Here is a 24,931-nt window from a genome sequence, read left to right as displayed (position 1 = left end):
CTGCGATAACCCTCGACGCCGTACAGGACAAGGAGGCCCCCGTGGCCACACCGGCCCGAACCCCGATCCCGCCCCAGTGGAAACACGGCCGGGGCACACCCGAGCCCAAACCCCTGGCGGAGCCGTCCGCCGAGACCATCGAGTCCATCGAGTCCACCGAGACCGGCGAGATCCGGCTGTACGCGTTCAACGCGGAGGCCGCCGCCACCACGGCGCCGCTCACCAGCGAGCCCCCGCTGCCCGCCGCCGAGCCGCTGACCAGCGAGCCCCCGCTCGCCGACACCGGCACCCTGACCAGCGAGTCGGACGCCTACGCGGCGGGGTCGTAGATGACCGGGGCGTGCGCGGACGAGCTGTCCCGGCTCGCCGGGCTGCACGGGGTCGCCGTCTCCTACAGCCCCGCCCCGGACCGTACGGTCACCGTCCCCGCCCCGGCCGTCGTCGCCGCCCTGAACGCCCTGGGTGTCGACGCCACGACCCCTCGGGCGGTCCGCGCCGCGCTCACCGCCCGGGAGCGCGAACTGCGTGAACGCCTCCTGCCGCCGACGGTCGTGCACTGGGCAGGCGACCCGCGGGACCCCGCCGCCCTCGCCGCCCTGCCGCCCGGCACGCGCGTGCGCGTCGAGACGGAGGAGGGGGAGGCGCGGGAGGCGACGGCGCCGGGAGCACCGGGGGAGGGGGCGTACGGAAGCACGGGGCGCGAGCAGGAGTCGTACGGAAGCAGGGGGCGCGGGCAGGAGCCGTACGACGCGGGACCGGACCCTCGGTCGTACCCCGTAGCCGCCCCCCTCGTCGCCGGTCTGCCCTTCGGCGTCCACCGGGTCACCGCCCTCGCCCCCGACGGACGCACCGGCCACACCCACCTCGTCGTCGCCCCCGACCGGCTGCCCGCGCCGCGCGGACGGTCGTACGGACTCCTCGTCCAGCTGTACTCGCTGCTCTCCCGCCGGTCCTGGGGGATGGGCGACCTCGGGGACCTCGCGGAGCTGGCGGGGTGGGCCGGGCGGGTCGCGGGGGCCGGGTTCGTGCAGGTCAATCCGCTGCACTCGGCGGTGCCCGGCGTGCCCGCGGACCCGTCGCCGTACCGGCCGTCCTCCCGGCGGTTCCCCGACCCCGTGCACCTGCGGGTCGAGGACGTCCCCGAGTACGCCTACGCCGAGGACCGCGAACGGCTCGACGCGCTCCTGGAGCGGGCCGCGCGGCTGCGCGCGGCCGTACTCGACAAGGGCGCACTCATCGACCGCGACGCGGTGTGGGAACTGAAGCGCGAGGCGCTGGAGACGGTCCTCGCCGTCCCCCTCGCGCCCGGCCGCCAGGCCGCCTACGACGCCTTCCGCGCCGCCCACGGACAGGCCCTCGACGACCACGCCACGTACTACGCCCTCGCCGAGACGCACGGCCCCGACTGGACCGCGTGGCCGGACGGCCTGCGCGACCCCCGTTCCGAGGCGACCGCCCGCGCCCGTACCGGACTCGCCGACCGCGTCGCCTTCCACACCCGCCTCGCCTGGCTCACCGACGGGCAGCTGCGGGCCGCCCAGCGCGTCGCGCGGGAGGCCGGGATGCCGGTCGGCATCGTGCACGACCTCGCCGTGGGCGTGCATCCCGGCGGCGCCGACGCCTGGGCGCAGCAGGACGTCTTCGCCGCCGGCATGTCGGTCGGCGCGCCGCCGGACGCGTTCAACGCGCGCGGCCAGGACTGGGGACTGCCGCCCTGGCGCCCCGACCGCCTCGCCGCGACCGGGTACGCCCCCTACCGCGACCTCCTGCGCGCCCTCTTCCGCTACGCCGGCGCCCTGCGCATCGACCACGTCATGGGCCTGTTCCGGCTCTGGTGGGTCCCCCGGGGCAGCGCGCCCACCGAGGGCACGTACGTCCATTACGACGCCGAGGCCATGCTCGCCCTCCTCGCCCTGGAGGCCGGGCGCGCCGGGGCCGTCGTCATCGGCGAGGACCTCGGCACCGTCGAACCCGGCGTCCGCGAGACGCTGCAACGGCGCGGGGTGCTCGGTACCTCCGTGCTCTGGTTCGAACGCGACTGGACCGGCGACGGCCGCCCCCTGCCCCCCGAACGCTGGCGCGCCGACTGCCTCGCCACCGCCACCACCCACGACCTGCCGTCCACCGCCGCCCGCCTCACCGGCGACCACGTCGAACTGCGCGACCGGCTCGGCCTGCTCACCCGTCCCGCCGCCGAGGAGCGCGCCGAGGCCGTCGCCGACGCCGCCGAATGGCTCGCCCTGCTCGGCAGCCTCGGACTGGTGGACCGCACGGCGGCCGGACCGCCCGGCACCGCCGAGGAGGCGGAGGTCCGCGCCGTGCACCGGTTCCTGCTGCGCACCCCGGCCCGGCTGATCGGCGTCTGGCTCCCGGACGGCGTGGGTGACCGCCGTCCGCAGAATCTGCCGGGCACCTGCGCCGAATACCCCAACTGGCGGTTGCCCATCGCGGACGGCGCGGGCAGGCCCGTCCCGCTGGAGGAACTGACGGCCGCTCCGCGCCTGCGTGCGCTCCTGGAGGTGTTCGCCCAGCTCAGGGACGGTTGAGCGATCGCTACGGTACCCCGGGCGCGCGGCCTTCCGGGTGATTCGCTAACTTGAGATCGTGGACAAGAAGAACGCCCTGCGCGCCGGCGCCCTGGCCGCCGGTACGACGCTGATGATGCTGCTCATGTCGTCCCCCGCGCTCGCGCTGACCCGCGACGACGGCGACGACCCCGGCCCGGGCCTCAGCGTCGTCCAGACGCTGGGCCTCTACGTGCTGATCCCGCTCGCCCTGTTCCTGGTCATCGCCGGGCTGGTGATGATGCTGGACAAGTCCCGCGGCAAGGCGAAGACCACCTCCTGAAGCCCGACGCCCAGGCCGAGGCCTGAACGCCGGAACATCGGTTCTTACGCCGGGGGCGCCTGTCCTGCCGTCGGTACGCGCGTGACGCGTACCCGGGCGAGGTCGGCGCCCCCGGCGTTTTCCGCTCCCGCCGCTACGGCGCCGACCGGCTGAAGGCCCCGGGAAGCAGCTCGGCGATGGACCGCCGCTCCAGCCGTCCGTCCGTCCGGACCAGGACGGCGATGCCGGGGAAGTAGTCGATCAGGACCTGCCGGCACCGCCCGCAGGGCGGCACCACCGACATGTCGCGCGAGCGGACCGCGACCATGGTGGTCAGCTCGTACGCCCCCTGGCCCGCGGCGGCCCCGATCACGACCAGCTCGGCGCACGGGCCACCGGTGAAGTGGTAGACGTTCACGGCCGTGACGATCCTGCCGTCGCCGGTGCGCGCGGCCGCCGCCACGGTGTGGATGTCGGGCCGCGCGTACTCTTCCGCGACGCGGCGGGCGGCCGCCACGAGCGCGAGATCGTCGTCAGTGGTGTCCACGGCCAGTGAGTCTTTCCCACCGGGCGCCGTGCCGCACCTTCTTCCCGGGCCGTGCCGCACCTTCTTCCCGGGCCGTGCCGCGTGCTTTCCGTGCCGGGCCGTGTGCGGACGCGGGTCACGGACGCGGTGGACGGACGGGGTGGACGGACGGGGTGGACGGATGCGGGTCACGGATGCGGCGCGGTCAGATAGCGCTGCACCGTCGGGCCCATCCACACCTCCAGTTCCTCCCTGGTCAGCGCCTGCGCGGCGGGCACCTGGAGGACGTAGCGGGTGAGCGCGAGGCCGAGGAGCTGGGCGGCGCAGAGGGCGGCGCGGGCCGGGACCTGCTCGGGGTCGGGACACACCTGCCGGGCCACGGGCAGCAGCTGCTCCCGGAAGATGCCCTGCATCCGCTCGGCCCCGGCCTGGTTGGTGACGCCGACGCGCAGCATGGCCCGCAGCTGCTCGTTCCCCTCCCACAGGTCCAGGAAGTGGCCGACCAGGGCCCGGCCGACCTCCCCCCGGGGCACCGGCGCGAGATCGGGAAAGCGCAGGTCGACCTCGACGGCCGCGGCGAACAGGCCGTCCTTGTTGCCGAAGTAGCGCATCACCATCGACGGGTCGATCCCCGCGTCCCTGGCGATGGCGCGGATGGTGGCCCGGTCGTAGCCGTCGGCACCGAAGCGCTCGCGGGCGGCGGTGAGGATGGCGGTGCGGGTGGCGTCGGAGCGGCGGGGTGGGGACGGGGGCTTCTCGGTCATGTCAACGAGCGTAGGCCAACACTCGTAGGCCAACAACTGTTGACGTCGCGCTCGCGCCCTCCTACCGTTGTCAACAAGCGTTGACCAACGGACGTTGGCCCACAGATGTTGGCACTTTCGGGAGGCCATCATGACCGGCAACACCGACACCACGCGCCACAGCGGAGCCACCTCCACCACCCCCGCACCGGTCATCGTCGTCGGCTCGGGCCCCACCGGTCTGCTCCTCGCCGGTGACCTCGCCACCGCCGGCGTCCCGGTCACCGTGCTTGAGAAGCGCCCCCGGAGGATCAGCAACCTCTCCCGCGCCTTCGTCCTGCACGCCCGTACCCTCGAACAACTCGACGCCCGCGGGCTCGCCGACGAGCTGGAGGCCACCGGCCGCACCCTCGACCGGCTCCGGCTCTTCGGCCGCCTCGCCATCGACCTCACCGACCTCCCCTCCCGCTTCGCCCACCTCCTCGTCCTCCCGCAGTACGAGGTCGAGGAGGCGCTGCGGAGGCGGGCCGTCGAGGCGGGGGCCGGCTTCCGGTACGAGACCGAGATGACCGGGCTCGCCCAGGACGCGGACGGGGTGACGGTCGAGACCCGTGGACCGGAGGGCCGTACGGAAAGCCTCCGGGCGGCGTACGTGGTCGGCGCCGACGGCATGCGCAGTGCCGTGCGGGACGCGATCGGGCTGCCGTTCCCGGGCAGGTCGGTGATCCGGTCCGTCGTGCTGGCCGACGTCAGGCTGGCCGAACAGCCGCAGGGGCTGCTCACGGTCGACGCGGTGGGCGACGCGTTCGCGTTCCTCGCCCCGTTCGGGGACGGGTACCACCGGGTGATCGGCTGGCACCGCGGCCGCGACGTCCCCGACTCCGAGCCGCTGGACCTGGCCGAGGTCAAGGAGATCACCCGGCTCGCGCTGGGCCGGGACTACGGGATGCACGACGCCCGCTGGATGTCCCGCTTCCACAGCGACGAGCGGCAGGCGCCGGCGTACCGGGTCGGACGGGTCTTCCTCGCCGGGGACGCCGCGCACGTGCACACCCCGGCCGGCGGCCAGGGCATGAACACCGGCCTCCAGGACGCGGCCAACCTCAGCTGGAAGCTGGCCTCGGTCCTCGCCGGTCATGCCGACCCCGCCCTGCTCGACACCTACCAGGCCGAACGGCACCCCGTCGGCAAGGCGGTCCTGCGCAGCAACGGCGGGCTGGTGCGGCTGGCCATGGTCAAGCGTCCCTGGACCCGGGCCGCCCGCGCCGTGCTCACCGGGTTCCTGAACGCCGTCGGCCCCGCCCGCCGCGGGATCACCGCCCGGATCACCGGCGTCGGTCACCGCTACCCGGCCCCCCGCGGCGCCCACCCCCTCACCGGCACCCGCGTCCCCGACCTCCGCCTCGCCGACGGCACCCGCCTCCACGAGGCCCTGCGCGGCGGCCGGTTCGTCCTCATCACCCCGAGCCACCAGCCGCCGCCCGCGACCCGCGCCGGCCGCCTCACCGTCGCCCACTGGGCGAGCGCCCGCCGCACCACCCTCCTCGTCCGCCCCGACGGCTACGCGGCCTGGGCCACCGACACCACCACCGCCCCCGGGGCCCTCGAAGCCGCCCTGACCACCCACCTGGGCCCCGCCCCGTCCCCCCGACTCGCCTGAGCTGCCCGCGAGCCCGCGACCGGACTCCCCGCGTGGCCGGGATCGCCGGGCGGGTCACCGTCTCCGTCCTGGCCACCGCCTACCGGACCCGGCCGGTCACCCCCGCCTCACCTCGTACAGGAAACACCCGTACGCCACCGCCCGGACATGCACCGACGCCACCTCCGGCTCGCTGAACGCCTCGGCGAGCGCCGACGAGAAGTCCTCGCTCACCAGCCGCCCGCCGAGGATGTGCCCCTGCGCCGAGTACCGCCGCAGCACCCGCGGCGCGTGGGTGAAGGGGAGACCGGGGCCGGACCAGCCGGGGCACTCCTCCGCATGGACGAACACCGGCCCCTGCTCGTCGTACGCCCCGGGCTCCGCCCCCGTCTCGGCCGCCCATCGGCGCAGCGGCGCGTACGCCACCAGCGCGATCCGCTCGCCGGGAACGCTGCGACGCAGACAGCAGCGCAGCATCGCGTCACCCTCCGGGTCGGCGTACGGGACGGCGGGACGGCCCGCGTCGTCCGTCAGCCGCAGGGAGCGGAGGGCCTCGGCGGGGATGGGGCGGACGGTGCAGGTCGTTGTCGTGGTCATGGGTCCAGGCTCCGACTTCCGTGCCGAGGGCACCGGCGGGATGCGGACATCGCGTTTCCGCCGGACGGCATGGAAGGATGGCGCAACCCACACATAACGAGGAGATGACCGCGTGCCTGGCACAAACCTGACTCGCGAAGAGGCGCAGCAGCGGGCTGAGCTGCTCAACGTTGACTCGTACGAGATCGATCTCGACCTCTCCGGCGCGCAGGAGGGCGGTACCTACCGGTCCGTGACCACGGTGCGCTTCGACGTCGCCCGTACCGGGGCGGAGTCCTTCATCGACCTGGTGGCCCCGGCCGTCCACGAGGTGGTGCTCAACGGCGACCGGCTGGATCCGGCCGAGGTGTTCGCCGATTCCCGGATCGCGCTGTCGGGCCTGCTGGAGGGGCGCAACGTCCTGCGGGTCGTGGCCGACTGCGCGTACACCAACACGGGTGAGGGCCTGCACCGGTTCGTCGACCCGGTCGACGAGCAGGCGTACCTGTACACCCAGTTCGAGGTCCCGGACGCCCGCCGCGTCTTCGCCTCCTTCGAGCAGCCGGATCTGAAGGCCACCTTCCAGTTCACCGTGAAGGCGCCCGAGGGCTGGACGGTGGTGTCGAACTCGCCGACCCCCGAGCCGCGGGACAACGTCTGGACGTTCGCGCCGACCCCGCGCATCTCGTCGTACATCACCGCGCTGATCGTCGGCCCGTACCACTCCGTGCACAGCGTCTACGAGAAGGACGGCCAGAGCGTCCCGCTCGGCATCTACTGCCGGCCCTCGCTCGCCGAGTTCCTCGACTCGGACGCGATCTTCGAGGTCACCCGGCAGGGCTTCGACTGGTTCCAGGAGAAGTTCGACTACGCGTACCCCTTCGAGAAGTACGACCAGCTGTTCGTGCCCGAGTTCAACGCGGGCGCCATGGAGAACGCCGGCGCGGTCACCATCCGCGACCAGTACGTCTTCCGGTCCAAGGTGACCGACGCGGCGTACGAGCTGCGCGCGGAGACGCTGCTGCACGAGCTGGCCCACATGTGGTTCGGCGACCTGGTCACCATGGAGTGGTGGAACGACCTGTGGCTGAACGAGTCGTTCGCCACCTACACCTCCATCGCCTGCCAGGCCGCCGCCCCCGGCTCCAGCTGGCCGCACTCGTGGACCACGTTCGCCAACTCCATGAAGACGTGGGCGTACCGGCAGGACCAGCTGCCCTCGACGCACCCGATCATGGCGGACATCAGCGACCTGGACGACGTCCTCGTCAACTTCGACGGCATCACCTACGCCAAGGGCGCCTCCGTCCTCAAGCAGCTGGTGGCGTATGTCGGCGAGGACGAGTTCTTCAAGGGCGTCCAGGCGTACTTCAAGCGGCACGCGTTCGGCAACACGCGCCTGTCCGACCTGCTGGGGGCGCTGGAGGAGACCTCCGGGCGCGATCTGAAGACCTGGTCGAAGAAGTGGCTGGAGACCGCCGGGATCAACATCCTGCGGCCCGAGGTCGCGACGGACGCCGACGGGGTCATCACTTCCTTCGCCGTGCGCCAGGAGGCCCCCGCGCTGCCCGCCGGAGCCAAGGGAGAGCCGACCCTGCGCCCGCACCGCATCGCGATCGGCCTGTACGACCTCGACGAGGCGGGCAAGCTGGTGCGCACCGAGCGCGTCGAGCTGGACGTGGACGGCGAGCTGACCGCCGTACCGCAGCTGACCGGCAGGCCCCGCCCGGCCGTGGTCCTGCTCAACGACGACGACCTGTCGTACGCCAAGGTCCGCCTGGACGAGCAGTCCCTCGCGGTCGTCACCGAGCACCTCGGCGACTTCGAGGCGTCCCTGCCGCGCGCCCTGTGCTGGGCCTCGGCCTGGGACATGACGCGGGACGCCGAGCTGGCCACCCGGGACTACCTGTCCCTGGTGCTGTCCGGCATCGGCAAGGAGTCCGACATCGGCGTCGTGCAGTCGCTGCACCGCCAGGTGAAGCTGGCCGTCGACCTGTACGCCGACCCGGCCGCCCGTGAGCCGCTGCTCACCCGCTGGACCGACGCCACGCTCGCCCACCTGCGGGCGGCCGAGGCGGGCAGCGACCACCAGCTCGCCTGGGCGCGGGCCTTCGCGGCGACCGCGCGCACGCCCGAGCAGCTGGACCTGCTGGAGGCCCTGCTGGACGGCTCGCAGACGGTCGAGGGCCTGGTCGTGGACACCGAGCTGCGCTGGGCGTTCGTGGAGCGCCTCGCCGCGGTCGGCCGCTACGACGAGGCGGAGATCGCCGCCGAGTACGAGCGGGACAGGACCGCCGCCGGTGAGCGGCACGCGGCCACCGCCCGCGCGGCCCGCCCGACCCAGGAGGCGAAGGCGGAGGCCTGGTCCTCGGTGGTCGACTCCGACAAGCTGCCCAACGCGGTGCAGGAGGCCGTGATCGGCGGCTTCGTGCAGACGGACCAGCGCGAGCTGCTGGCGCCGTACGCCGAGCGGTACTTCGAGATCGTCAAGGACGCCTGGGACTCCCGTTCGCACGAGATCGCCCAGCAGATCGCCATCGGTCTGTACCCGTCCCTCCAGATCTCCACCGGGACCCTGGAGCGGACGGACGCCTGGCTGGCGTCGGCCGAGCCCGGTGCGGCCCTGCGCCGCCTGGTCTCCGAGTCCCGCGCGGGCGTCGAGCGCGCGCTGAAGGCCCAGGCGGCGGACCGCGCCGCCGGGTGACGACGGCCCGGTGACGACGGCCGAGTGACGACGGCCGAGTGACGACGGCGCAAGGAAGGGGCGCCCGGCGAGCCGCCGGGCGCCCCTTCGCACGCTCCGGTCAGGCGGACAGCTCGGCCGCCACCAGCTCCGCGAGCTGCACCGCGTTCAGCGCGGCGCCCTTGCGGAGGTTGTCGTTGGAGACGAACAGGGCGAGGCCGTTGTCCGTCGTCTCGTCGCGGCGGATGCGGCCGACGTACGAGGGGTCCTGGCCGGCCGCCTGGAGCGGGGTCGGGATGTCGGAGAGGGCGACGCCCGGGGCCTTCGCGAGCAGCTCGGTGGCGCGCTCCGGGGAGATCGGGCGGGCGAACCGGGCGTTGATCTGGAGGGAGTGGCCGGAGAAGACCGGTACGCGCACGCAGGTGCCGGAGACCTTCAGCCCGGGGATCTCCAGGATCTTGCGGGACTCGTTGCGCAGCTTCTGCTCCTCGTCGGTCTCGTTCAGACCGTCGTCCACGATCGAGCCGGCCAGCGGGAGCACGTTGAAGGCGATGGTGCGCTGGTAGACCTGCGGCTCGGGGAAGTCGACCGCCGCGCCGTCGTGGGTCAGCTTGTCGGCCTCGGCGGCGACCTTCTGCACCTGGCCGTGCAGCTCGGCCACGCCCGCGAGGCCGGAACCGGACACCGCCTGGTACGTCGCGACGATCAGGCCCTCCAGACCCGCCTCCTCGTGCAGCGGCTTGAGGACCGGCATCGCGGCCATGGTGGTGCAGTTCGGGTTGGCGATGATGCCCTTGGGGCGGTCGGCGATCGCGTGCGGGTTCACCTCGGCGACGACCAGCGGTACCTCGGGGTCCCGGCGCCACGCCGAGGAGTTGTCGATCACGACGGCACCCTGCGAGGCCACCTTTTCGGCCAGCGCCTTGGAGGTCGCGCCGCCGGCGGAGAAGAGCACGATGTCGAGGCCGGTGTAGTCGGCGGTCGCCGCGTCCTCCACCGTCACGCCGTCCAGCACCGTGCCGGCCGAGCGGGCCGAGGCGAACAGGCGCAGCTGCGTGACCGGGAAGTTCCGCTCCACGAGGATCCTGCGCATGACCGTGCCGACCTGACCGGTGGCTCCGACGATTCCGACCCTCACGACGACTCCCTCTGTCCGATTCCTGCCCTGTCCCGGGATGACCGGGGCGTTTCCATGATGCGGCCGACCCCGGTCCACCTGTCCAATTCTTTGCGACATGTGCCCGAGGAGTGGGACACGGCCGGCCGCGCGGACGGTTCCGGTCCCGCGGCGTTCCCCTGCCCGTGCGGTTCGCGGTCATACGGCGGTGTGACGTACGCCTCCGCCCGCCCCCGGAGACGGGGTGAACGTTTGCGCCCGGTGCCGCGTCGTAGGGGCGGATGGGGAAGGGGGTGGCTGGTGCTCTGGGGAGGGGCGCGCCGGGGCGGCGGCGGTACGGCGCGTACGTCGTACGGCGCGGACGGCGGCGGGACGGCGCACGCGCGCGGCGGCACCGGGGACGATCCGCTGGACGCCGCCCAGGAGCGGCGGGTGCGGGCGGTGCTCGCGCTCGGCGGGGTGCCGCAGTCGGACCTGGCGGACGGGGTGCAGCAGGTGCGGCTGCGGCTGCTGGAGCGGACGGCGAGCGGGCAGGAGGCGCCGCGGGACGTGTCGGCGTGGGCCGCGGTGGTCGCCTCCCGGCTCGCGATGGACTGGCACCGGGCCCGGCGGCGCCAGGAACGGCTGGGGGAGCGGCTGGCCGCGCTGCGCGCTCCGGCGGGCGCCCTCGGCGAGGAGTCCAGCGTGCTGTCCCTCGCCATGGCCCGGGGCCTGGAGGAACTCCCGGCCGCGCAGCGCCAGGTGCTCGTGCTGCGCTTCTACGCCGATCTGCGCGTACGGGACATCGCCGAGGCCCTGGGCGTTCCCGAGGGCACGGTCAAGAGCAGGCTGCACACGGCGGTCCGCGCCCTGCGCGCCCGGCTGCACGAGGACGGGGTGGTGTGACGTGACCGCCGGGAACGGGGAGCACGGGGAGTGCGGGGAGCGCGGGGAGCGCGGAGGCCATGAGGAGCACGGGGAGCACGGAGGCCATGGGGAGCGCGGGGAGCACGGCCGGTACGGCGGCGGCCTGGACGCGCTGATGGCCGCGATCACGGGGGAACCGGTGCCCGCGGAGGCCCGCCGGGACCCGGCGTTCCTGGCCGAGCACCGGGTGGCGGAGGCGGACATCGCGGTGCTGAGGGCGGGGCTGGGGAGGCTGGCGGCGGAGCTGGACCCTCCGGTGCCCGCACATCCCGCACATCCCGCACGTCCCGTCCGTTCCGCGCATCCCGCCGGGGACCGGGCGCGCCGCCGCCGCCCCTTCCGCATCGCCCTGACCTCCCTCGCCGCGGCCGGCGCCCTCTGTCTGATCGCCGGGATCGGCTGGCTCGGCGCCCACCCGGGCGGCGGTGGCGTCTCGGCGGACGGGGCCGTACCCGGGGGCAAAGCGGGGCTGCCGACCGGTTCGCGGGAGGAGCCGGGCTGTGCCGAGGTGATCGTGGAGGGGACCGTGGTGAAGGTCGCGCCGCAGGGGTCCCGGACCCGGGTCACGGTGGCCGTCGAGCGGTCGTACAAGCCCGCCCACGGGCCGGCGGAGGTCGGCTTCCTGCTCGGCGGGGACGCGCGGCCGGACCCGCGCCCGGGCCAGCACGTGCTGGTGGAGGTCGGTCGCGGCGGCCGGGACGCGAGCCGGTGGACCGTCGGGGACGCCGCCGTGGCCGCCGAGCGCGCCCGGATCGAGGCGGCCCTGCCCGGGACCGGACGGACGGCCTGTCCGGGGGCCGGTCACGCCGCTCTACCCCGGTAGTTGAACGGAAGGCGACCGGCCCTCGGCGACGCGCGGACGACTCCATGGCCGCGCCAGGTACCGGAGGTCCACGTACGGGTGATCGGCGCCGCGTGTTGCCGTGGCGTTCGCATACATGCCATCCCCGTTGCCAAGGGTCCTAGGCAAGCGGGGCGTTCGCGTCCGTGACGGCCCGCGGCCACTGCCGACGCGTTCGCACTCGGGGAGATCGCACCATGTCGCGCCTACGCTCTGTCGCCGCCGCCACCGCGGGGGTCGACCGCCGTACCGTCCTCGCCGCCGCCGGAGCGCTCTCGCTCTGCGCGGGCGTGGGCTACGCCCTGCGCCCCACCGACAGCGAAGCCGCCACCAGCGCCGCCACCGAGCAGACGCCGGTCGCCCAGTCCCGGCCGGCCGCCGCCACCTCGGTCGCCCCCTACCGCACGGGCACCACCCTCGCCACCGTCTCCACCCCGCACGGCTCCGGCTACCGGCGCCTGGCCGACGGCCCCGGCTGGCAGCGCGTGGTGCGCACCGAGCTGGCCGGGCCCAAGGTGGGCCGGGACAAGCGCCGGGTGCCCCTTGCGGCGTTCGTGCAGTTCACCGACCTGCACCTGCAGGACGTGCAGCACCCGCTGCGCCTGGAGTACCTGCGCGCCGCCCACCAGGACGTCTGGCGCCCGCACGAGGCGCTCACCGTGCCCGGCGCCGTCTCGCTGGTGGAGCGGGTGAACGCGCTGCGCGGCGCGCCCGTCACCGGCGCCCCGCTGCACTTCGTCATGACCACCGGCGACAACACCGACAACAACGCCCGCTCCGAGCTGGAGTGGTTCATGAAGGTGATGAGCGGCGGCCGGATCACCCCCAACACCGGTGACCCGAGGCACTACGAGGGCGTGCAGAACAGCGGGCTGTCGCTGTACTGGCAGCCCGAGTCCGGCGCGGGCGACAGCGACAAGGCGCTCGGCTTCCCGCACCTGGAGGGCTTCCTCGCCGCCGCCATCCGGGAGGTGCGCAGCCCCGGGCTCAACCTGCCCTGGTACTCCACGGTCGGCAACCACGACGCCCTCCCGCTCGGCCTGTACGGCGCCCACGGCGACCCCTACCTCGCCGAGGCGGCGGTCGGCGGCAGGAAGCTGTTCAGCGTGAGCGCCGCCGACGCCAAGAAGCTCCAGGACGCCATCTGGAGCGGGGAGGACCCCAAGGGCGTCGACTACCGGGAGTTCCTCAAGGCCCGTGCGAGCGGCATGCGCTCGGTGACGCCGGACGAGGGGCGTGCCCTGTACACCCCGGCCGAGTACCTCAAGGCCCACCTGGACCCCGCCTACCAGGGCCACGGTCCGGCGGGGCACGGCTACTCCTCGGCGAACCTCGACGCGGGCACCCAGTACTACGCCTTCCGGATCTCCGACGACGTCATCGGCGTCAGCCTCGACACCACCGACGCGGGCGGCCACTACCAGGGCTCCGTCGGCACCGCCCAACTGAAGTGGCTGGAGCGGACCCTGCGCGACAACAAGGACTCCTACGCCGTCGTCTTCAGCCACCACACCAGCGACTCGATGACCAACACCCGCCCCGACCCGGCCCGGCCCGGCGAGATGCGGCACACCGGCGCCGAGCTGGTCGCGCTGCTGTCCCGGCACGCCAACGTGCTGGCCTGGGTCAACGGGCACAAGCACGAGAACGAGATCACCCCGCACAAGAGCGGCGCGGGCCACTCCTTCTGGGAGATCTCCACCGCCTCCCACATCGACCACCCGCACCTCGCGCGCATCATCGAGCTGGTCGACAACAAGGACGGCACGATCTCCCTGTTCACCACGCTGATCGAGTCCGCCGCCCCGGCCCGCACCGACTTCACCGACCTCTCCCAGACCGGACTGGCCTCCCTCTACCGGGAGTTGGCCTTCAACGCTCCCGGCGCGAGGACGAACCTGGCGGGCACCTCGGCCGACCGCAACACCGAACTCGTGCTCCCGAAGGGCTGACCGGGTATCTTCCTCCGGCCACCGCACACCACAGGCTGGGGGAAGACATGCCGGCTCGCACGGTCCTGACGGGCGCCGCCCTGCTCCTCGCGACGGCCCTCGCGACCGCGTTCACGACCCCGGCCGCCCCCGTCCACGCCGCGACCCTCGGCGCCGTCGACGCCGCGGTCAGGTCCGGCGTCCCCGGGGTGACCGTCACCGTCCGCGATCGCCACGGGACATGGTCCGCCACGGCCGGCGTCGGCGACCTCCGCACGGGCAGGTCCCGTTCGGCGGACGACCGTTACCGCGTCGGCAGTCTGACCAAGACGTTCGTCGCCACCGTCCTGCTCCAGCTGGAGGCGGAGGGAAGGCTGTCCCTGGACGACACGGTGGACACCTGGCTGCCGGGCCTGGTCGACGGTCACGGCAACGACGGCCGCCGCATCACCCTGCGCCAGCTCCTCAGCCACACCAGCGGTGTCCACAGCTACACCGCCGACCAGGACTTCCGCGCCCGGTACTTCACCGAGGACGGCTTCCGGGAACACCGCTACGACACGCTCACCCCGCGCCGGCTGGTCGCCCTCGCCACGCGCCACGCCCCGGACTTCGCGCCGGGCACCTCCTGGCGCTACTCCAACACCAACTACGTGCTCGCCGGGCTGGTCATCGAGAAGGCGACGGGGCACCCGTACGCCACCGAGATCACCCGGCGGATCATCGATCCGCTGCGCCTGACGGCAACGTCCGTGCCCGGTGCGGCGATCACCGTTCCGCGGCCCAGCAGCCGGGCCTACTCGAAGCTGGGCGACCCGGCGGGAGCGCCGTACGACGTCACGGACCTCGACCCCTCCTTCGCCGCCGCCTCCGGCGCGATGATCTCCGACTCGGCCGACATGGACCGCTTCTACGCCGCCCTGCTCGGCGGACGGCTGCTGCCCGCACGGCAGCTGGCCGAGATGAAGACCACCGTGGAGACCGGGGAGGACCCGGACGTCCGCTACGGCCTCGGTCTCATGGACCGGCGGCTGTCCTGCGGCGTCCACGTCTGGACGCACACCGGCGACATCCAGGGCTCCACCTCGGTCGCGGCGACGACGCCCGACGGCCGCCACACGCTGGCCGCGAACTTCAACGGGGACTGGGCGGGCGGGACGGGCACGGTGCTGGAGGCCGAGTACTGCGGCGACTAGCCCTGTGACTGCTCCGCCGGGTCCGCTTTCGCGCCGTAGGCGTTCTGGTTGCCCTGCTGCACGGCGAACACGATCCCGGAGTCCCGTGCCGTGTTCGTCTGCCGCAGCTCCCGCCCCCGTGCCTCTCCCCGGGGGACCGGACCGACGGCGGCCGCGAGCCGCTCCAGCGCGGTGCGGACCGCCGGGTCGCGGCGCAGCAGTGAGGTCAGCTCCAGGGTCCAGTAGGCGGACAGCGCCTGCCGTACGGCCTCGGGGTCCGCCGCCTCCCGTACGAGCGTGGCGTTGCCGTCGAGCTGGGTCTCCAGGGCGGCCCGGCGGCGGCGGTCCGGGCGGAACAGGGCGACGACGGCGCCGCGGGTCTCCTGCCACAGGTCGGTGGCCATCGCGGTGACCACGGCGGCGGCCCCGACCTCGGCGAGCACGGTCAGTTCGTCGTTCATGACGGCCTTCCTCACTGCTTCTTCTCGATCCGGTTCTCGATCCGGATGTGCTGGGTGCCGTGCTGGGTGGCGTAGACGACGCCGTGGCCGGAGGCCTTGTTGACCATCTTCGAACCGGCCTTCGAACCGGCCTGCGCGCCGGTCTCCTCGCCGGTCTTCGGGCCGGACTCCGGACCGGTCCTCGGTTCGTCGGCCCGCGCCGGTTCCGGAGGCAGCTGCCAGCCGGGCAGCTGGAGCCAGGCGTCGGCGGTGTGCTCCTTCACCGTGAAGCCGACCTTGCGGAAGTCCTCGGGGAACAGGCCGAGATGGCCGTGCCGCACCGTCTCGTCGTAGAAGTGCCCGGACAGCAGCAGCGAGGCGGGCACCGTCTCGGGCGCCCCGGCCAGCGCGGCCCGCGCGGGCGGCGCGTCCAGCAGGCGGGCGAGGACCTCCAGCGGGCTCCCGGCGACCTCCCCGTCCGGGGACACCCGGACGTCGCCCGCGTGCAGGGCGATCCGCACCCGGATCCGGGTCAGCGGCGAGGCCCCGCGGTTGTACGTCCGCAGCCGCAGGGCGAGTTCGGGTACCAGCGGATGGACGAGCGCCGCCTTGCGGGTGCCCGCCGGGGCCGTCACGCGCAACCCGTCGCCCAGGTCGTGGCGCAGACACGCGGCCCAGTCGACACCGCTCGCGGCGAACGCCTCCTCGACCATCTCCGTGAGCCGCGCCCGGATCTCGAACAGGGCCCGGTCCCCGCGCCCGGCGGACCGTTCGACGTCCACGGCCAGCACGGCCCGGTACTCCAACTCGGCTTTCATGGGACCTGCTTCGGCTCGGCGGCGGGGGACGTACTCCAGTCTTCCCGCAACCGGGAGCGCACAACTCGTAGGAATACGGGGTCGGGCGGGGATACTGGGGCCATGGTGGACGGCACACGGTCCGTCGCGCGCGCCGGACGGCGGCCGCGCGAGGAGTGGGACTGGCCGGCGCCCAGCCTGCTCGGCGGCCTCGGCGCGGACACGCGCGCCCGGCTGCTGGCCCTGGGGACGCGGGTGCGCTACGACGCGGACCGGATCCTGATGCGGGAGGCGGACCGCACCGACTTCGTGCTCATCCTGCTCGACGGTGTGGTGAAGGCCACCGGACGCACCCAGGACGGGCGCGACGCGCTGCTCGCCGTGCGGATGGGCGGCGACCTGGTGGGCGAACTGGCCGCCGTGGACGGCAAGCCCCGCTCGGCCACGGTCACCACCTGCGGTCCCGTCGTCGCCCGCATGATGACCCGGGCGGCCTTCCTGGACTGCCTGCGCCGGGACGCGCGGATCGCGGACGCCGTGAACCGCTCCATCGTGGCCAAGCTGCGTCTCGCCAACGCCCATCGCATCAACTTCACCGGCTGCGACGTCGGCACCCGGCTGGCCCGGGTGCTGCACCACCTGGCGATGACGTACGGGGAGCGCGCGGGCGCCGGCGCGGTGATCCACTGGCCGATCACCCAGCCCGAACTGGCCACCCTCGCGGGCGCGGCGGAGCCCAGCGTGCACAAGGCACTGCGCCGGCTGCGCCGTTCGGGCGCCGTCACCACCGGCTACCGCACCGTGCGCATCGAGAACCTCGCGCTGCTGTCCGAGATCGCCTACCCGGAATCCTGAACTCGCTTGTGCAGAGGTGGTGTCGGGCGTTCCGGAACCGCTCGAAATCGTCGGGGGAAACCCGTACTTTGACGACAGTCCGGCGCTCGCCCGTGGCTAGCGTGGCGGCAGGGCACCGGCACGACAGGGTTCCGGCGCCGGCGGCACGGTGCACGGCACATCGGGGGTTGTCATGGCGAACACGGACGCGAACGAGCCCACGGGGGCCGGCGGCGCAGGGCCGGAACGCGCGAGATCCGAGAACGGACGGCCCGGGGGTGAGCGGTCCGCGCGGCGGATCGACATCGCGGGCGACGCGGGCGGCCCGGTCGTCGCCGGTGACCACAACGTGGTCATCGACGCCCAGCACGGCTCGACGGTCACCCTCCTCATGGAGGGGCAGCGGCCCCGGCCGGTGCGCCGCGACAGGGTGGCCCTGCTGCCCCGGCGGCAGGCGGCCCCGCTCGGCCGGGACGGCGACCTGGCACGGCTCGCGACCGCCGTCCGTGACGGCGGCCCGGTCCAGCTGTGGGGCGAGCCCGGCGTGGGCAAGAGCACCCTGCTGCGGCACGCGGCCCGCACCCTCACCCCGGAACGCGACGGCGTGCTCTTCCTCGACGCGGCCCGGCGCGAACCCGAGGACCTCGCCCAGGACATGTTCGAGGCCTGCTACGAGACGCGCGGTTACGCCCCCTCCAGCCCCGAACTGCGCCGTCTGATGACCGGCGTGCGCGTCACCGTCTACGTCGACAACGCCGACTTCTCCCCGGAGGGTCTGCGCACGCTCATGGACGCGGCCCCCGACGCCACCTTCGTCGTCGCCGCACGGGACAGATCGCTGCTCGGCGACGGCACCGCCCTGCGCCTGGACGGCATCGGCCGCGCCCCCGCGCTGGAGCTCCTCGCGCGCGAACTGGGCCGGCCCGTGGCCGCGGGCCCGGAGGGCGACACGGCGGGCGACCTGTGGGAGACGTCGTCCGGGCGGCCCCTGCTGCTGTTGCGCGCGGCCGCCCTCACCCGCCTGGCGCCGTCCGGCACCGCCGTGCTGCCCCGCCCCGGCGAGGTCGGCGACCTGCTGCCCCTGCTGCTCGGCCGGCTGGACGCCGAAGCGCTGCGCGTCCTGCGGCTGCTGACCACGCTCGACGACGCCGACCTGGACGTCGGCCACATCGAGGCCCTCGGCGGCGCGTCCGACACCGCCGTGCTCTGCGGCCGCCTGGTGGACCTCGGCCTCGCCGAGCAGACGCAGCGCGGCTACCGCGCCGTGCCCGACGTCGTACCGGCGCTGCGCGAGCGCGACCCCGAGCCCTTCTCCGTCGAGCAGCTGTGCGACCACTTCGCCGGCTGGATCGGCCGCCCCGCCACCACCGCCGCGCAGGTCGAGCAGCACGCCCGCGCCCTGGAGGTGGTGGCCGAACTGGCCGAGCGGGACGGACGCCCCGAGCTGGCGGTACGGATCGTGCGGGCGGCGTCCCCGGCGCTGGCCCGCTCGCTGCGGTTCGGCGTGTGGGGCCGGCTGCTGGAGCGCGGACTGCCCGCCGCCCAGCTGGCCGGCGACCGGCAGGCCGTCGCGTACTTCACCCATGAGCAGGGCATCCGCAGCCTGCTCACCGGCCGCCGGGTCATGGCGGCCGTCCTGCTCACCGAGGCGGCCATGCTGTGGCGCCAGCTCGGCGACCTCCACGGCGCCGACGCCGCCGCGGGTGCCCACCAGTACGTCCCCCCGCACGCCGCGAACGCCCCGGGCACGCTGCCCCAGCCGGACGGGGGTGCCTCGAACCTCGCGTCCTCCGGACCGACGGGTCCCGACCCGTCGTCCGCCCACGCGGCGGGCGCGCACGGCACGGCGGCCCACGCGCCCGCCACGCCGGTGGATCCCGGTACGACGGCGCACACCACGGCGGCGCAGCACGCGACCACGGCACCGCAGGCGGGTGCGCACCAGGCGGCGGTCCAGCACTCCGCGGCCGCCCCGCACGCGGCGGCGCCCCATGCGGCCGCTCCCCACGCCGCCGGTGCGCATTCCGCGGGCGCGGCGAAGGCGGGCGCCGCCAAGGCCGGGGCCGCCAAGGCCGGGGCCGCCAAGGTCGGCGCGGCCAAGGCCGGGGCCGTCGCGCAGTCCGCCGGTGCCGCGCACGCGGGGGCGGCGGCGACCGGCGCGGCGGGAACGGGTGCGGGGGCGGCGGGTGCGGGTGCCGCGGGAGCCGGCGCGGCCGGGGCCTCCGCCGCGGGGGCCTCCGTGATCCTCAAGGTCGTCGCCGTGATCGTCGCCGTCGTCGTCGGCAGGGTCGTCATCAGCCAGGCGGTGCACTCGTTCGCGGAGAGCCACTCCGGTTCATCCAGTTCGTCCAGCTCTTCGGAGACCGGTCTCGCCGGCCGCTGGAGGGGCAGCGACGGTGCCACGTACCAGTTCGACGCGTCGGGCGGCGGGTACGTCTCCCGGGGACGCGACGCGTGCGGCCAGGACGCGAGCACCGAGTTCACCGGCAGCGGCGACACCTACAGCGCCGAGCGGCCCATCTACGACACGACCAGCGGCTCCTGCACCGATCTCCTCGGCGAGGCCACCACGACGATCACCCTCATCGGGAACGACTCCGCCAAGGTCAGCACCACCATGACCAAGACCTACCGGGAGGGCGTGCAGTGCTTCAGCTGCGGAACGCTCTTCCTGACCCGTGAACAGTGACCCCGCGCCCCAGGGAGGCCCCGTGTCCCGCCACTCCGTCCGCATCGGAGGCGACGCCTCCGGCCCGGTCGTCGCCGGGAACGACAACCGCGTCGAGGTCCACCAGGTCGGCCCCGGGGCCGACCCGGAGGCCGCCGGTCCGACCCAGAACAACACGGCCGAGGGCCACGGCACCGTCTTCACCGTGATGAACGGCGACCTGCACGTCCACCACGAGGCCCCGGAGACCCCGGAGAGTCCCTGACCCGCTACCGGGGCAGGACCACCACACAGGCGGCGGGCTCGCGGTCGTCCGCCGCCATCAGGGCCGTACGGACCACCGCGGCCTGCTGCTCCATCGCGTCCCTGAGCTTCCTCGGGGTCAGATGGACGACCGTGATCCCGAGCCGCTCCAGGTGCTCCCGCCTGCGGGCGTACTCCGACCACTCGGCGTCCGCGTCGAACGCGTCGGCCGGGGCGTCCGGGTCGACCGCGGCCGTCGGCTGCCGGTGGAGCGCGCGGGTGTCCAGCTCGACCGCGACCGCCTGGTCCGGCCAGTACGCGTCCAGGGCGCCGAGGTGGGGGCCGCCGGGCAGCCGCAGGTCGACGTTCCACAGCGGGTCCGGGAGGCCGTACTCGCGGACCATGCGATACAGCCGGTGCTCCGCGATGGCGCGGCCCTCCGCCACCAGCGAGTCGACCGCGTCCACCACGTGCGGCAGGCCGAGCAGCTTCGCCCGGGTCAACTCCCTTACGACGGCCGCCGGTTCGCAGTGCCCGCCGCGCACCGCCTCGGTCAGCAGCCGCCGTACCGCCTCCCCGTCCCGCAGCTCCGCCAGCGCGTCCGCCAGCGCCCGCGGCACCGGTGCCACCGGCAGGCCCGTCACCGTGCGGGGGGTGGGGAGGTCGGGTGTGCGCAGGACGCGGACGTAGCCGGTGGAGCGCAGCCGGCGCTGCCGGGGCACCAGGACGTCGACGTGCTCCAGGTCCGCCAGCGGCGGTGCCGAGGCGAAGCCGTACAGGGCGAGCGCCGCGAGACCGGTGAGGACCGCGCCCGGGTAGGGCGGGCGGTACGCGTGCCGCCCCGTCGGCTGGACCGGGACACCGGACCCCGGTTCGCGGGCCGCGTACCGCAGGGCCCCGTGCAGCCGCTCCTCGTCCGTCGGGGGTCCTGGGTGCAACAGGTAGACGTGCGGCAGCAGTCGGGTCCACGGCCCGCCCGCGCGGCACCGTGCGGACAGCTCGGCCGCGGTCACCCCGTGGGCGCGCAGCTGGGCCGTGGTCAGGACCCGCTGGTGGGCCTCGGCCAGGCGGCCGAGGTGGCCGAGGGGGCGGGGGGAAAGCGGGGTGTTGTGCGTCATGCCCCTCGCATGCCCACCCTTGGTCTCCCCTTTAACCGCTGTTACACAGTCGTCGAGAAATGCGGACAAGGTAGTACTAAAGGTCAGGTGTTCGGGTGCCGAAAGGACGCCGGAAACCCCTGGTCCACCCGGGGGTGAACCAGGGGTTACGGCCGTCAGGGCACGAATCCCGTAACGGTCACCGACCGCCCAGGCTCAGGCCAAGGATCACCGCGCCTGCGCGTCGCACTCCTGCCCCCGGAGCGCCCGCGCGAGGTCGTCCCGCGCCTCCAGCACCAGGCGCCGCAGCGCGGGCGCCGCGTCCTGGTGCGCCGCCAGCCACGCGTCCGTCGCCTCCAGCGTCTCGGGCCGGTCCTGGAGGGCGGGGAACAGCCCGCTGACGATGTCCATGCCGATCTGGATCGAACGCTCCTGCCACAGGCGGTCGATGGCCGCGAAGTACTTCTCGGCGTACGGAGCCGTCAGCTCCCGCTGGGAGGGCTGGTCGAAGCCCGCGATCGTGGCCTCCACCAGGGCGTTGGACAGCGTGTCGGACTCCACCACCTGCGCCCACGCCTGCGCCTTGACCGCCGCCGACGGACGGGCCGCGAGGCAGCGGACCTGGTGGCGCTTGCCGGACGCGGTGTCGTCCCGGGCCAGCTCGGCGGCGATCACCGACTCGTCGGCCGCCCCGTGCGCGGCCAGCGGCTCCAGGAGCGCCCAGCGCAGCTCCTGGTCCACCTCCAGACCCTCGATCGTCGTCGTGCCGTCCAGCAGCTCCTTCAGCAGCGCGAGGTCCGCCTCGGCCGTGGCCGTCGAGGCGAAGAACCGCGCCCACGCCAGCTGGTGCTCACTGCCCGCGTCGGCCGCCCGCAGCTCCCGCAGCGCGCCCTCGGCGAGCAGCGCGCCGCCGGTCTCGCGCCAGGCGGGGGAGGCGTAGCGGTCCAGCGCCGTGTGCGTCCACGCGTGCAGCATCTGGAGCACGCCGATGTCGGACTCGCGGCCCGCGAACCGCAGCACCAGGGCGATGAAGTCCCGGGCGGGCAGCAGCGCGTCCCGGGTCATGTTCCACAGCGCCGACCAGCACAGCGCGCGCGCCAGCGGGTCGGTCAGGTCGCCCAGGTGCTCCCGGAGCGTGGCCAGCGAGGCGGCGTCGAAGCGGATCTTGCAGTAGGTGAGGTCGTCGTCGTTGACCAGGACCAGGTCCGGGGCCTCGGCGCCGGCGAGGTCCGCCACGACGGTGCGCGGGCCCTCCACGTCCGTCTCCCCCCGCGCGTACCGTTCGAGGGCGCCGCCGTCGGTGAGCCGGTACAGGCCCACCGCGACCCGGTGCGGGCGCAGTTCGGGGTGTGGCTCCGGGGCCTCCTGGACCACCGCCAGCTCGGAGACGCGCGAGTCGGCCAGGAGCACCTGCGGGGTCAGCGTGTTCACCCCGGCCGTCTGCAGCCAGGACCGCGACCACGCCGTCATGTCCCGGCCGCTGGTCTCGCCGAGCACCGACAGCAGGTCGCCGAGGCGCGTGTTGCCGTACGCGTGCCGCTTGAAGTACCGGCGCGCGCCCTCCAGGAACGCGTCCTGGCCGACGTACGCCACCAGCTGCTTGAGCACCGAGGCACCCTTGGCGTACGTGATGCCGTCGAAGTTCAGCTTGGCGTCCTGGAGGTCGCGGATGTCCGCCGTGACCGGGTGCGTGGAGGGCAGCTGGTCCGCGCGGTACGCCCACGCCTTGCGGCGGTTGGCGAAGGTGATCCAGGCGTCCTTGAAGCGGGTCGCGCCGACATTGGCGAACGTGCCCATGAAGTCCGCGAAGGACTCCTTCAGCCACAGGTCGTCCCACCAGGCCATGGTGACCAGGTCGCCGAACCACATGTGCGCCATCTCGTGCAGGATCACGTTGGCACGGGCCTCGTACGACGCCTGCGTCACCTTCCCGCGGAAGATGAACTCCTCGCGGAAGGTGACCAGGCCCGGGTTCTCCATCGCGCCCAGGTTGTACTCCGGCACGAACGCCTGGTCGTACTTCCCGAACGGGTACGGGTAGTCGAAGTGCTCGTGGAAGAAGTCCAGGCCCTCCTTGGTGACCAGGAAGACGTCCTCTGCGTCGAAGTGCGGCGCGAGCCCCTTGCGGCACATCGCGCCCAGCGGGATCTCCAGCGTCGTACCGTCCGCGAGCGTACGGGAGTAGGAGTCGGTCACATAGTGGTACGGCCCCGCCACCACGCACGTGATGTACGTCGAGATGGGCTTGGTCTCCGCGAACCTCCAGACACCGTCGGCGAGTTCACCCGCGCCGTTGCTCCACACCGTCCAGCCCTCGGGCGCGCGCACCTCGAAGCGGAAGGGCGCCTTGAGGTCCGGCTGCTCGAAGTTGGCGAACACCCGGCGGGAGTCGGCGGGCTCGTACTGCGTGTAGAGGTAGACCTCGCCGTCCTCGGGGTCCACGAAGCGGTGCATGCCCTCGCCGGTGCGCGAGTAGGCGCACTGGGCGTCGACCACCAGTTCGTTCTCCGCGGCCAGGTCCTCCAGGGCGATGCGGGCGCCGTCGAAGACCTCGCTCGGGTCCAGGTCCTTGCCGTTGAGCGACACGGCGGTCACGCTCGGCGCGACCAGGTCGGCGAAGCTCGCGGCGCCGGGCTCGTTGCAGCGGAAGCGGATCGTGGTGACCGAGCGGAAGGTGCGCGGCTCGCCGTCGGTGTCGCCGACGGCCGACCTGAGGTCCAGGGACACGTCGTATCCGTCGACGGACAGCAGGGCGGCCCGCTCCCGGGCCTCGTCGCGGGAAAGATTCTCACCGGGCACGGCGGCACTCCCTTGTGATCGCGTGGTTGAGGGCTGAACAGGACCGATCCTGCCATGTGCCCCTGACCGGATTCAGCGGGGAATGCCCTCCGTGACGGCGTCGTTGCTCCTCCCAGAAGACCGTTTTCGCTGAGGAGAGCCATGTCCGAGACCGCTTCCCCGTCCGGCAAGACCCCCGTCGACTTCTGGTTCGACCCGCTGTGTCCCTGGGCCTGGATGACCTCCCGCTGGGTCCTGGAGGTGGAGAAGCTCCGCGACATCGAGGTCCGCTGGCACATCATGAGCCTCGCCGTCCTCAACGAGGACAAGCTGGACGAGCTGCCCGACGAGTACCGGGAGATGCTGGCCATCCGGGCCTGGCAGGGGGTACGGGTGGTCACCGCCGCCTGGCAGAAGCACGGCCAGGACGTCGTCGGCCCGCTCTACACCGCGCTCGGCACCCGTATCCACAACAACGGCGAGGGCGCGACCCTGGAGGCCATCGCCGGCGCGCTCGCCGACGTCGGCCTGCCGGCCGAGCTGATCGACTACGCCGAGCAGGAGGACTTCGAGTTCGACGCCGAGCTGCGCGCCTCCCACAAGGAGGGCATCGACAAGGTCGGCCAGGAGGTCGGCACCCCGGTCATCGCCGTCCCCGGCGACGACGGCGAGCAGATCGCCTTCTTCGGCCCTGTCGTCACCCCCGCCCCCAAGGGCGAACTGGCCGCCCGCCTCTGGGACGGCACCCTGGCGGTGGCCTCGGTCCCGGGCTTCTACGAGATCAAGCGGACCCGGACGCAGGGGCCGGACTTCAGCAACCTGTAGCCGAGCGGCCTGCACGGGCCCGGCTCCACGCCGGGCCCATTCCGCCGGCGGAACGGCGCCCCCGGGGCGCGGGGCCGTGTTCGACCCGTGGCTGCGCCCGTGTGCGTGACCGGTCTTGAGGCATCCGTGCTCGGCCACCGGCCCGCGCCCCTACGGCGGCGTCCGCCCGCCGTGCGGGGCTGTGTTGGACGCGTGGCTGCGCCCGTGTGCGTGACCGGTCTTGAGGCATCCGTGCTCGGCCACCGGCCCGCGCCCCTACGGCGGCGTCCGCCCGCCGTGCGGGGCT

The 24,931-nt window shown here is 73.9% G+C and carries 21 protein-coding genes; 13 read left to right on the top strand and 8 right to left on the bottom strand.

Annotation, left to right across the window (positions count from 1 at the left end; genetic code table 11):
• Positions 1-41: 41 nt before the first annotated feature.
• Genes ACWDD7_RS24745 through ACWDD7_RS24735 form a run of 3 tightly spaced genes read left to right on the top strand, consistent with a single transcriptional unit; the run spans position 42 to position 2,847 of the window.
• Positions 42-329, top strand: a complete 288-nt coding sequence (locus ACWDD7_RS24745; protein ID WP_450458949.1) for a hypothetical protein — start codon at positions 42-44, stop codon at positions 327-329.
• Complete coding sequence (gene malQ, locus ACWDD7_RS24740; RefSeq protein WP_450458948.1) at positions 330-2,546, top strand: 4-alpha-glucanotransferase; 2,217 nt, start codon at positions 330-332, stop codon at positions 2,544-2,546.
• Between the two features lie 58 nt (positions 2,547-2,604).
• On the top strand, positions 2,605-2,847 hold the full coding sequence (locus ACWDD7_RS24735) for a hypothetical protein (RefSeq protein ID WP_351868465.1): 243 nt from the start codon (positions 2,605-2,607) through the stop codon (positions 2,845-2,847).
• A gap of 133 nt (positions 2,848-2,980) precedes the next feature.
• Here ACWDD7_RS24735 and ACWDD7_RS24730 read toward each other — a convergent pair whose 3' ends face one another.
• Together ACWDD7_RS24730 and ACWDD7_RS24725 are read right to left on the bottom strand one after the other, a co-directional pair.
• Positions 2,981-3,379, bottom strand: a complete 399-nt coding sequence (locus ACWDD7_RS24730) for a cytidine deaminase family protein (RefSeq protein WP_392212763.1) — start codon at positions 3,377-3,379, stop codon at positions 2,981-2,983.
• A 161-nt stretch (positions 3,380-3,540) separates the two neighbouring features.
• Entirely contained in the window at positions 3,541-4,116 is a 576-nt protein-coding gene (locus ACWDD7_RS24725; protein WP_450458947.1) for a TetR/AcrR family transcriptional regulator, read from the bottom strand.
• A gap of 130 nt (positions 4,117-4,246) precedes the next feature.
• Between ACWDD7_RS24725 and ACWDD7_RS24720 the strand changes: the two genes are divergently transcribed.
• Positions 4,247-5,755, top strand: coding sequence for an FAD-dependent monooxygenase (locus ACWDD7_RS24720; RefSeq protein ID WP_450458946.1), 1,509 nt, complete (start codon positions 4,247-4,249; stop codon positions 5,753-5,755).
• A 96-nt stretch (positions 5,756-5,851) separates the two neighbouring features.
• Here ACWDD7_RS24720 and ACWDD7_RS24715 read toward each other — a convergent pair whose 3' ends face one another.
• Positions 5,852-6,331 carry a DUF1203 domain-containing protein gene (locus ACWDD7_RS24715; protein ID WP_351868472.1) on the bottom strand — a complete coding sequence of 160 codons (480 nt, stop codon included), beginning with the start codon at positions 6,329-6,331 and terminating at the stop codon, positions 5,852-5,854.
• A gap of 112 nt (positions 6,332-6,443) precedes the next feature.
• Between ACWDD7_RS24715 and pepN (ACWDD7_RS24710) the strand changes: the two genes are divergently transcribed.
• Positions 6,444-9,014 (top strand): aminopeptidase N, encoded by a 2,571-nt coding sequence (gene pepN / locus ACWDD7_RS24710; protein WP_351868475.1) that lies wholly within the window; start codon positions 6,444-6,446, stop codon positions 9,012-9,014.
• 100 nt (positions 9,015-9,114) lie between these two features.
• Here the strand turns inward: pepN (ACWDD7_RS24710) and ACWDD7_RS24705 are convergent, their stop codons facing one another.
• The gene (locus ACWDD7_RS24705) at positions 9,115-10,131 is read right to left on the bottom strand and encodes an aspartate-semialdehyde dehydrogenase (RefSeq protein WP_450458945.1); all 1,017 of its coding nucleotides are present in this window, start codon (positions 10,129-10,131) and stop codon (positions 9,115-9,117) included.
• Between the two features lie 387 nt (positions 10,132-10,518).
• Here ACWDD7_RS24705 and ACWDD7_RS24700 point away from each other — a divergent pair, with 387 nt between their 5' ends.
• The 4 genes from ACWDD7_RS24700 to ACWDD7_RS24685 all read left to right on the top strand — a co-directional run bounded on the left by ACWDD7_RS24700 (position 10,519) and on the right by ACWDD7_RS24685 (position 14,984).
• Positions 10,519-10,995: an RNA polymerase sigma factor gene (locus tag ACWDD7_RS24700; protein WP_351868508.1), complete on the top strand. Its 477-nt coding sequence runs from the start codon at positions 10,519-10,521 to the stop codon at positions 10,993-10,995.
• A 1-nt stretch (position 10,996) separates the two neighbouring features.
• Entirely contained in the window at positions 10,997-11,839 is an 843-nt protein-coding gene (locus tag ACWDD7_RS24695; RefSeq protein ID WP_450458944.1) for a hypothetical protein, read from the top strand.
• 215 nt (positions 11,840-12,054) lie between these two features.
• Entirely contained in the window at positions 12,055-13,809 is a 1,755-nt protein-coding gene (locus tag ACWDD7_RS24690; protein ID WP_351868484.1) for a TIGR03767 family metallophosphoesterase, read from the top strand.
• A gap of 47 nt (positions 13,810-13,856) precedes the next feature.
• Positions 13,857-14,984: a serine hydrolase domain-containing protein gene (locus tag ACWDD7_RS24685; protein WP_450458943.1), complete on the top strand. Its 1,128-nt coding sequence runs from the start codon at positions 13,857-13,859 to the stop codon at positions 14,982-14,984.
• On the opposite strand, the gene ACWDD7_RS24680 is transcribed toward ACWDD7_RS24685, so the two are convergent.
• The gene (locus ACWDD7_RS24680) at positions 14,981-15,424 is read right to left on the bottom strand and encodes a hypothetical protein (RefSeq protein ID WP_450458942.1); all 444 of its coding nucleotides are present in this window, start codon (positions 15,422-15,424) and stop codon (positions 14,981-14,983) included. The genes ACWDD7_RS24685 and ACWDD7_RS24680 overlap by 4 nt on opposite strands.
• An 11-nt stretch (positions 15,425-15,435) precedes the next feature.
• Positions 15,436-16,221: a hypothetical protein gene (locus tag ACWDD7_RS24675; protein WP_450458941.1), complete on the bottom strand. Its 786-nt coding sequence runs from the start codon at positions 16,219-16,221 to the stop codon at positions 15,436-15,438.
• Between the two features lie 102 nt (positions 16,222-16,323).
• On the opposite strand from ACWDD7_RS24675, the gene ACWDD7_RS24670 reads away from it, so the two are divergent.
• From ACWDD7_RS24670 to ACWDD7_RS24660, 3 genes are all read left to right on the top strand, one after another.
• Entirely contained in the window at positions 16,324-17,055 is a 732-nt protein-coding gene (locus ACWDD7_RS24670; RefSeq protein WP_392212475.1) for a Crp/Fnr family transcriptional regulator, read from the top strand.
• Between the two features lie 172 nt (positions 17,056-17,227).
• On the top strand, positions 17,228-19,723 hold the full coding sequence (locus ACWDD7_RS24665; protein WP_450458940.1) for an ATP-binding protein: 2,496 nt from the start codon (positions 17,228-17,230) through the stop codon (positions 19,721-19,723).
• 22 nt (positions 19,724-19,745) lie between these two features.
• Positions 19,746-19,967, top strand: a complete 222-nt coding sequence (locus ACWDD7_RS24660) for a hypothetical protein (RefSeq protein ID WP_450458938.1) — start codon at positions 19,746-19,748, stop codon at positions 19,965-19,967.
• A gap of 4 nt (positions 19,968-19,971) precedes the next feature.
• On the opposite strand, the gene ACWDD7_RS24655 is transcribed toward ACWDD7_RS24660, so the two are convergent.
• Both ACWDD7_RS24655 and pepN (ACWDD7_RS24650) read right to left on the bottom strand, forming a co-directional pair.
• On the bottom strand, positions 19,972-21,063 hold the full coding sequence (locus ACWDD7_RS24655) for a hypothetical protein (protein ID WP_450458936.1): 1,092 nt from the start codon (positions 21,061-21,063) through the stop codon (positions 19,972-19,974).
• Between the two features lie 207 nt (positions 21,064-21,270).
• On the bottom strand, positions 21,271-23,841 hold the full coding sequence (pepN, locus tag ACWDD7_RS24650; RefSeq protein WP_450458934.1) for an aminopeptidase N: 2,571 nt from the start codon (positions 23,839-23,841) through the stop codon (positions 21,271-21,273).
• A gap of 141 nt (positions 23,842-23,982) precedes the next feature.
• On the opposite strand from pepN (ACWDD7_RS24650), the gene ACWDD7_RS24645 reads away from it, so the two are divergent.
• Entirely contained in the window at positions 23,983-24,645 is a 663-nt protein-coding gene (locus ACWDD7_RS24645; protein WP_351879926.1) for a mycothiol-dependent nitroreductase Rv2466c family protein, read from the top strand.
• The last annotated feature ends 286 nt before the right edge of the window (positions 24,646-24,931 follow it).

This window comes from Streptomyces sp. NPDC001056 (assembly GCF_053598955.1).
This window is presented reverse-complemented; position numbering and strand designations above follow the sequence as displayed.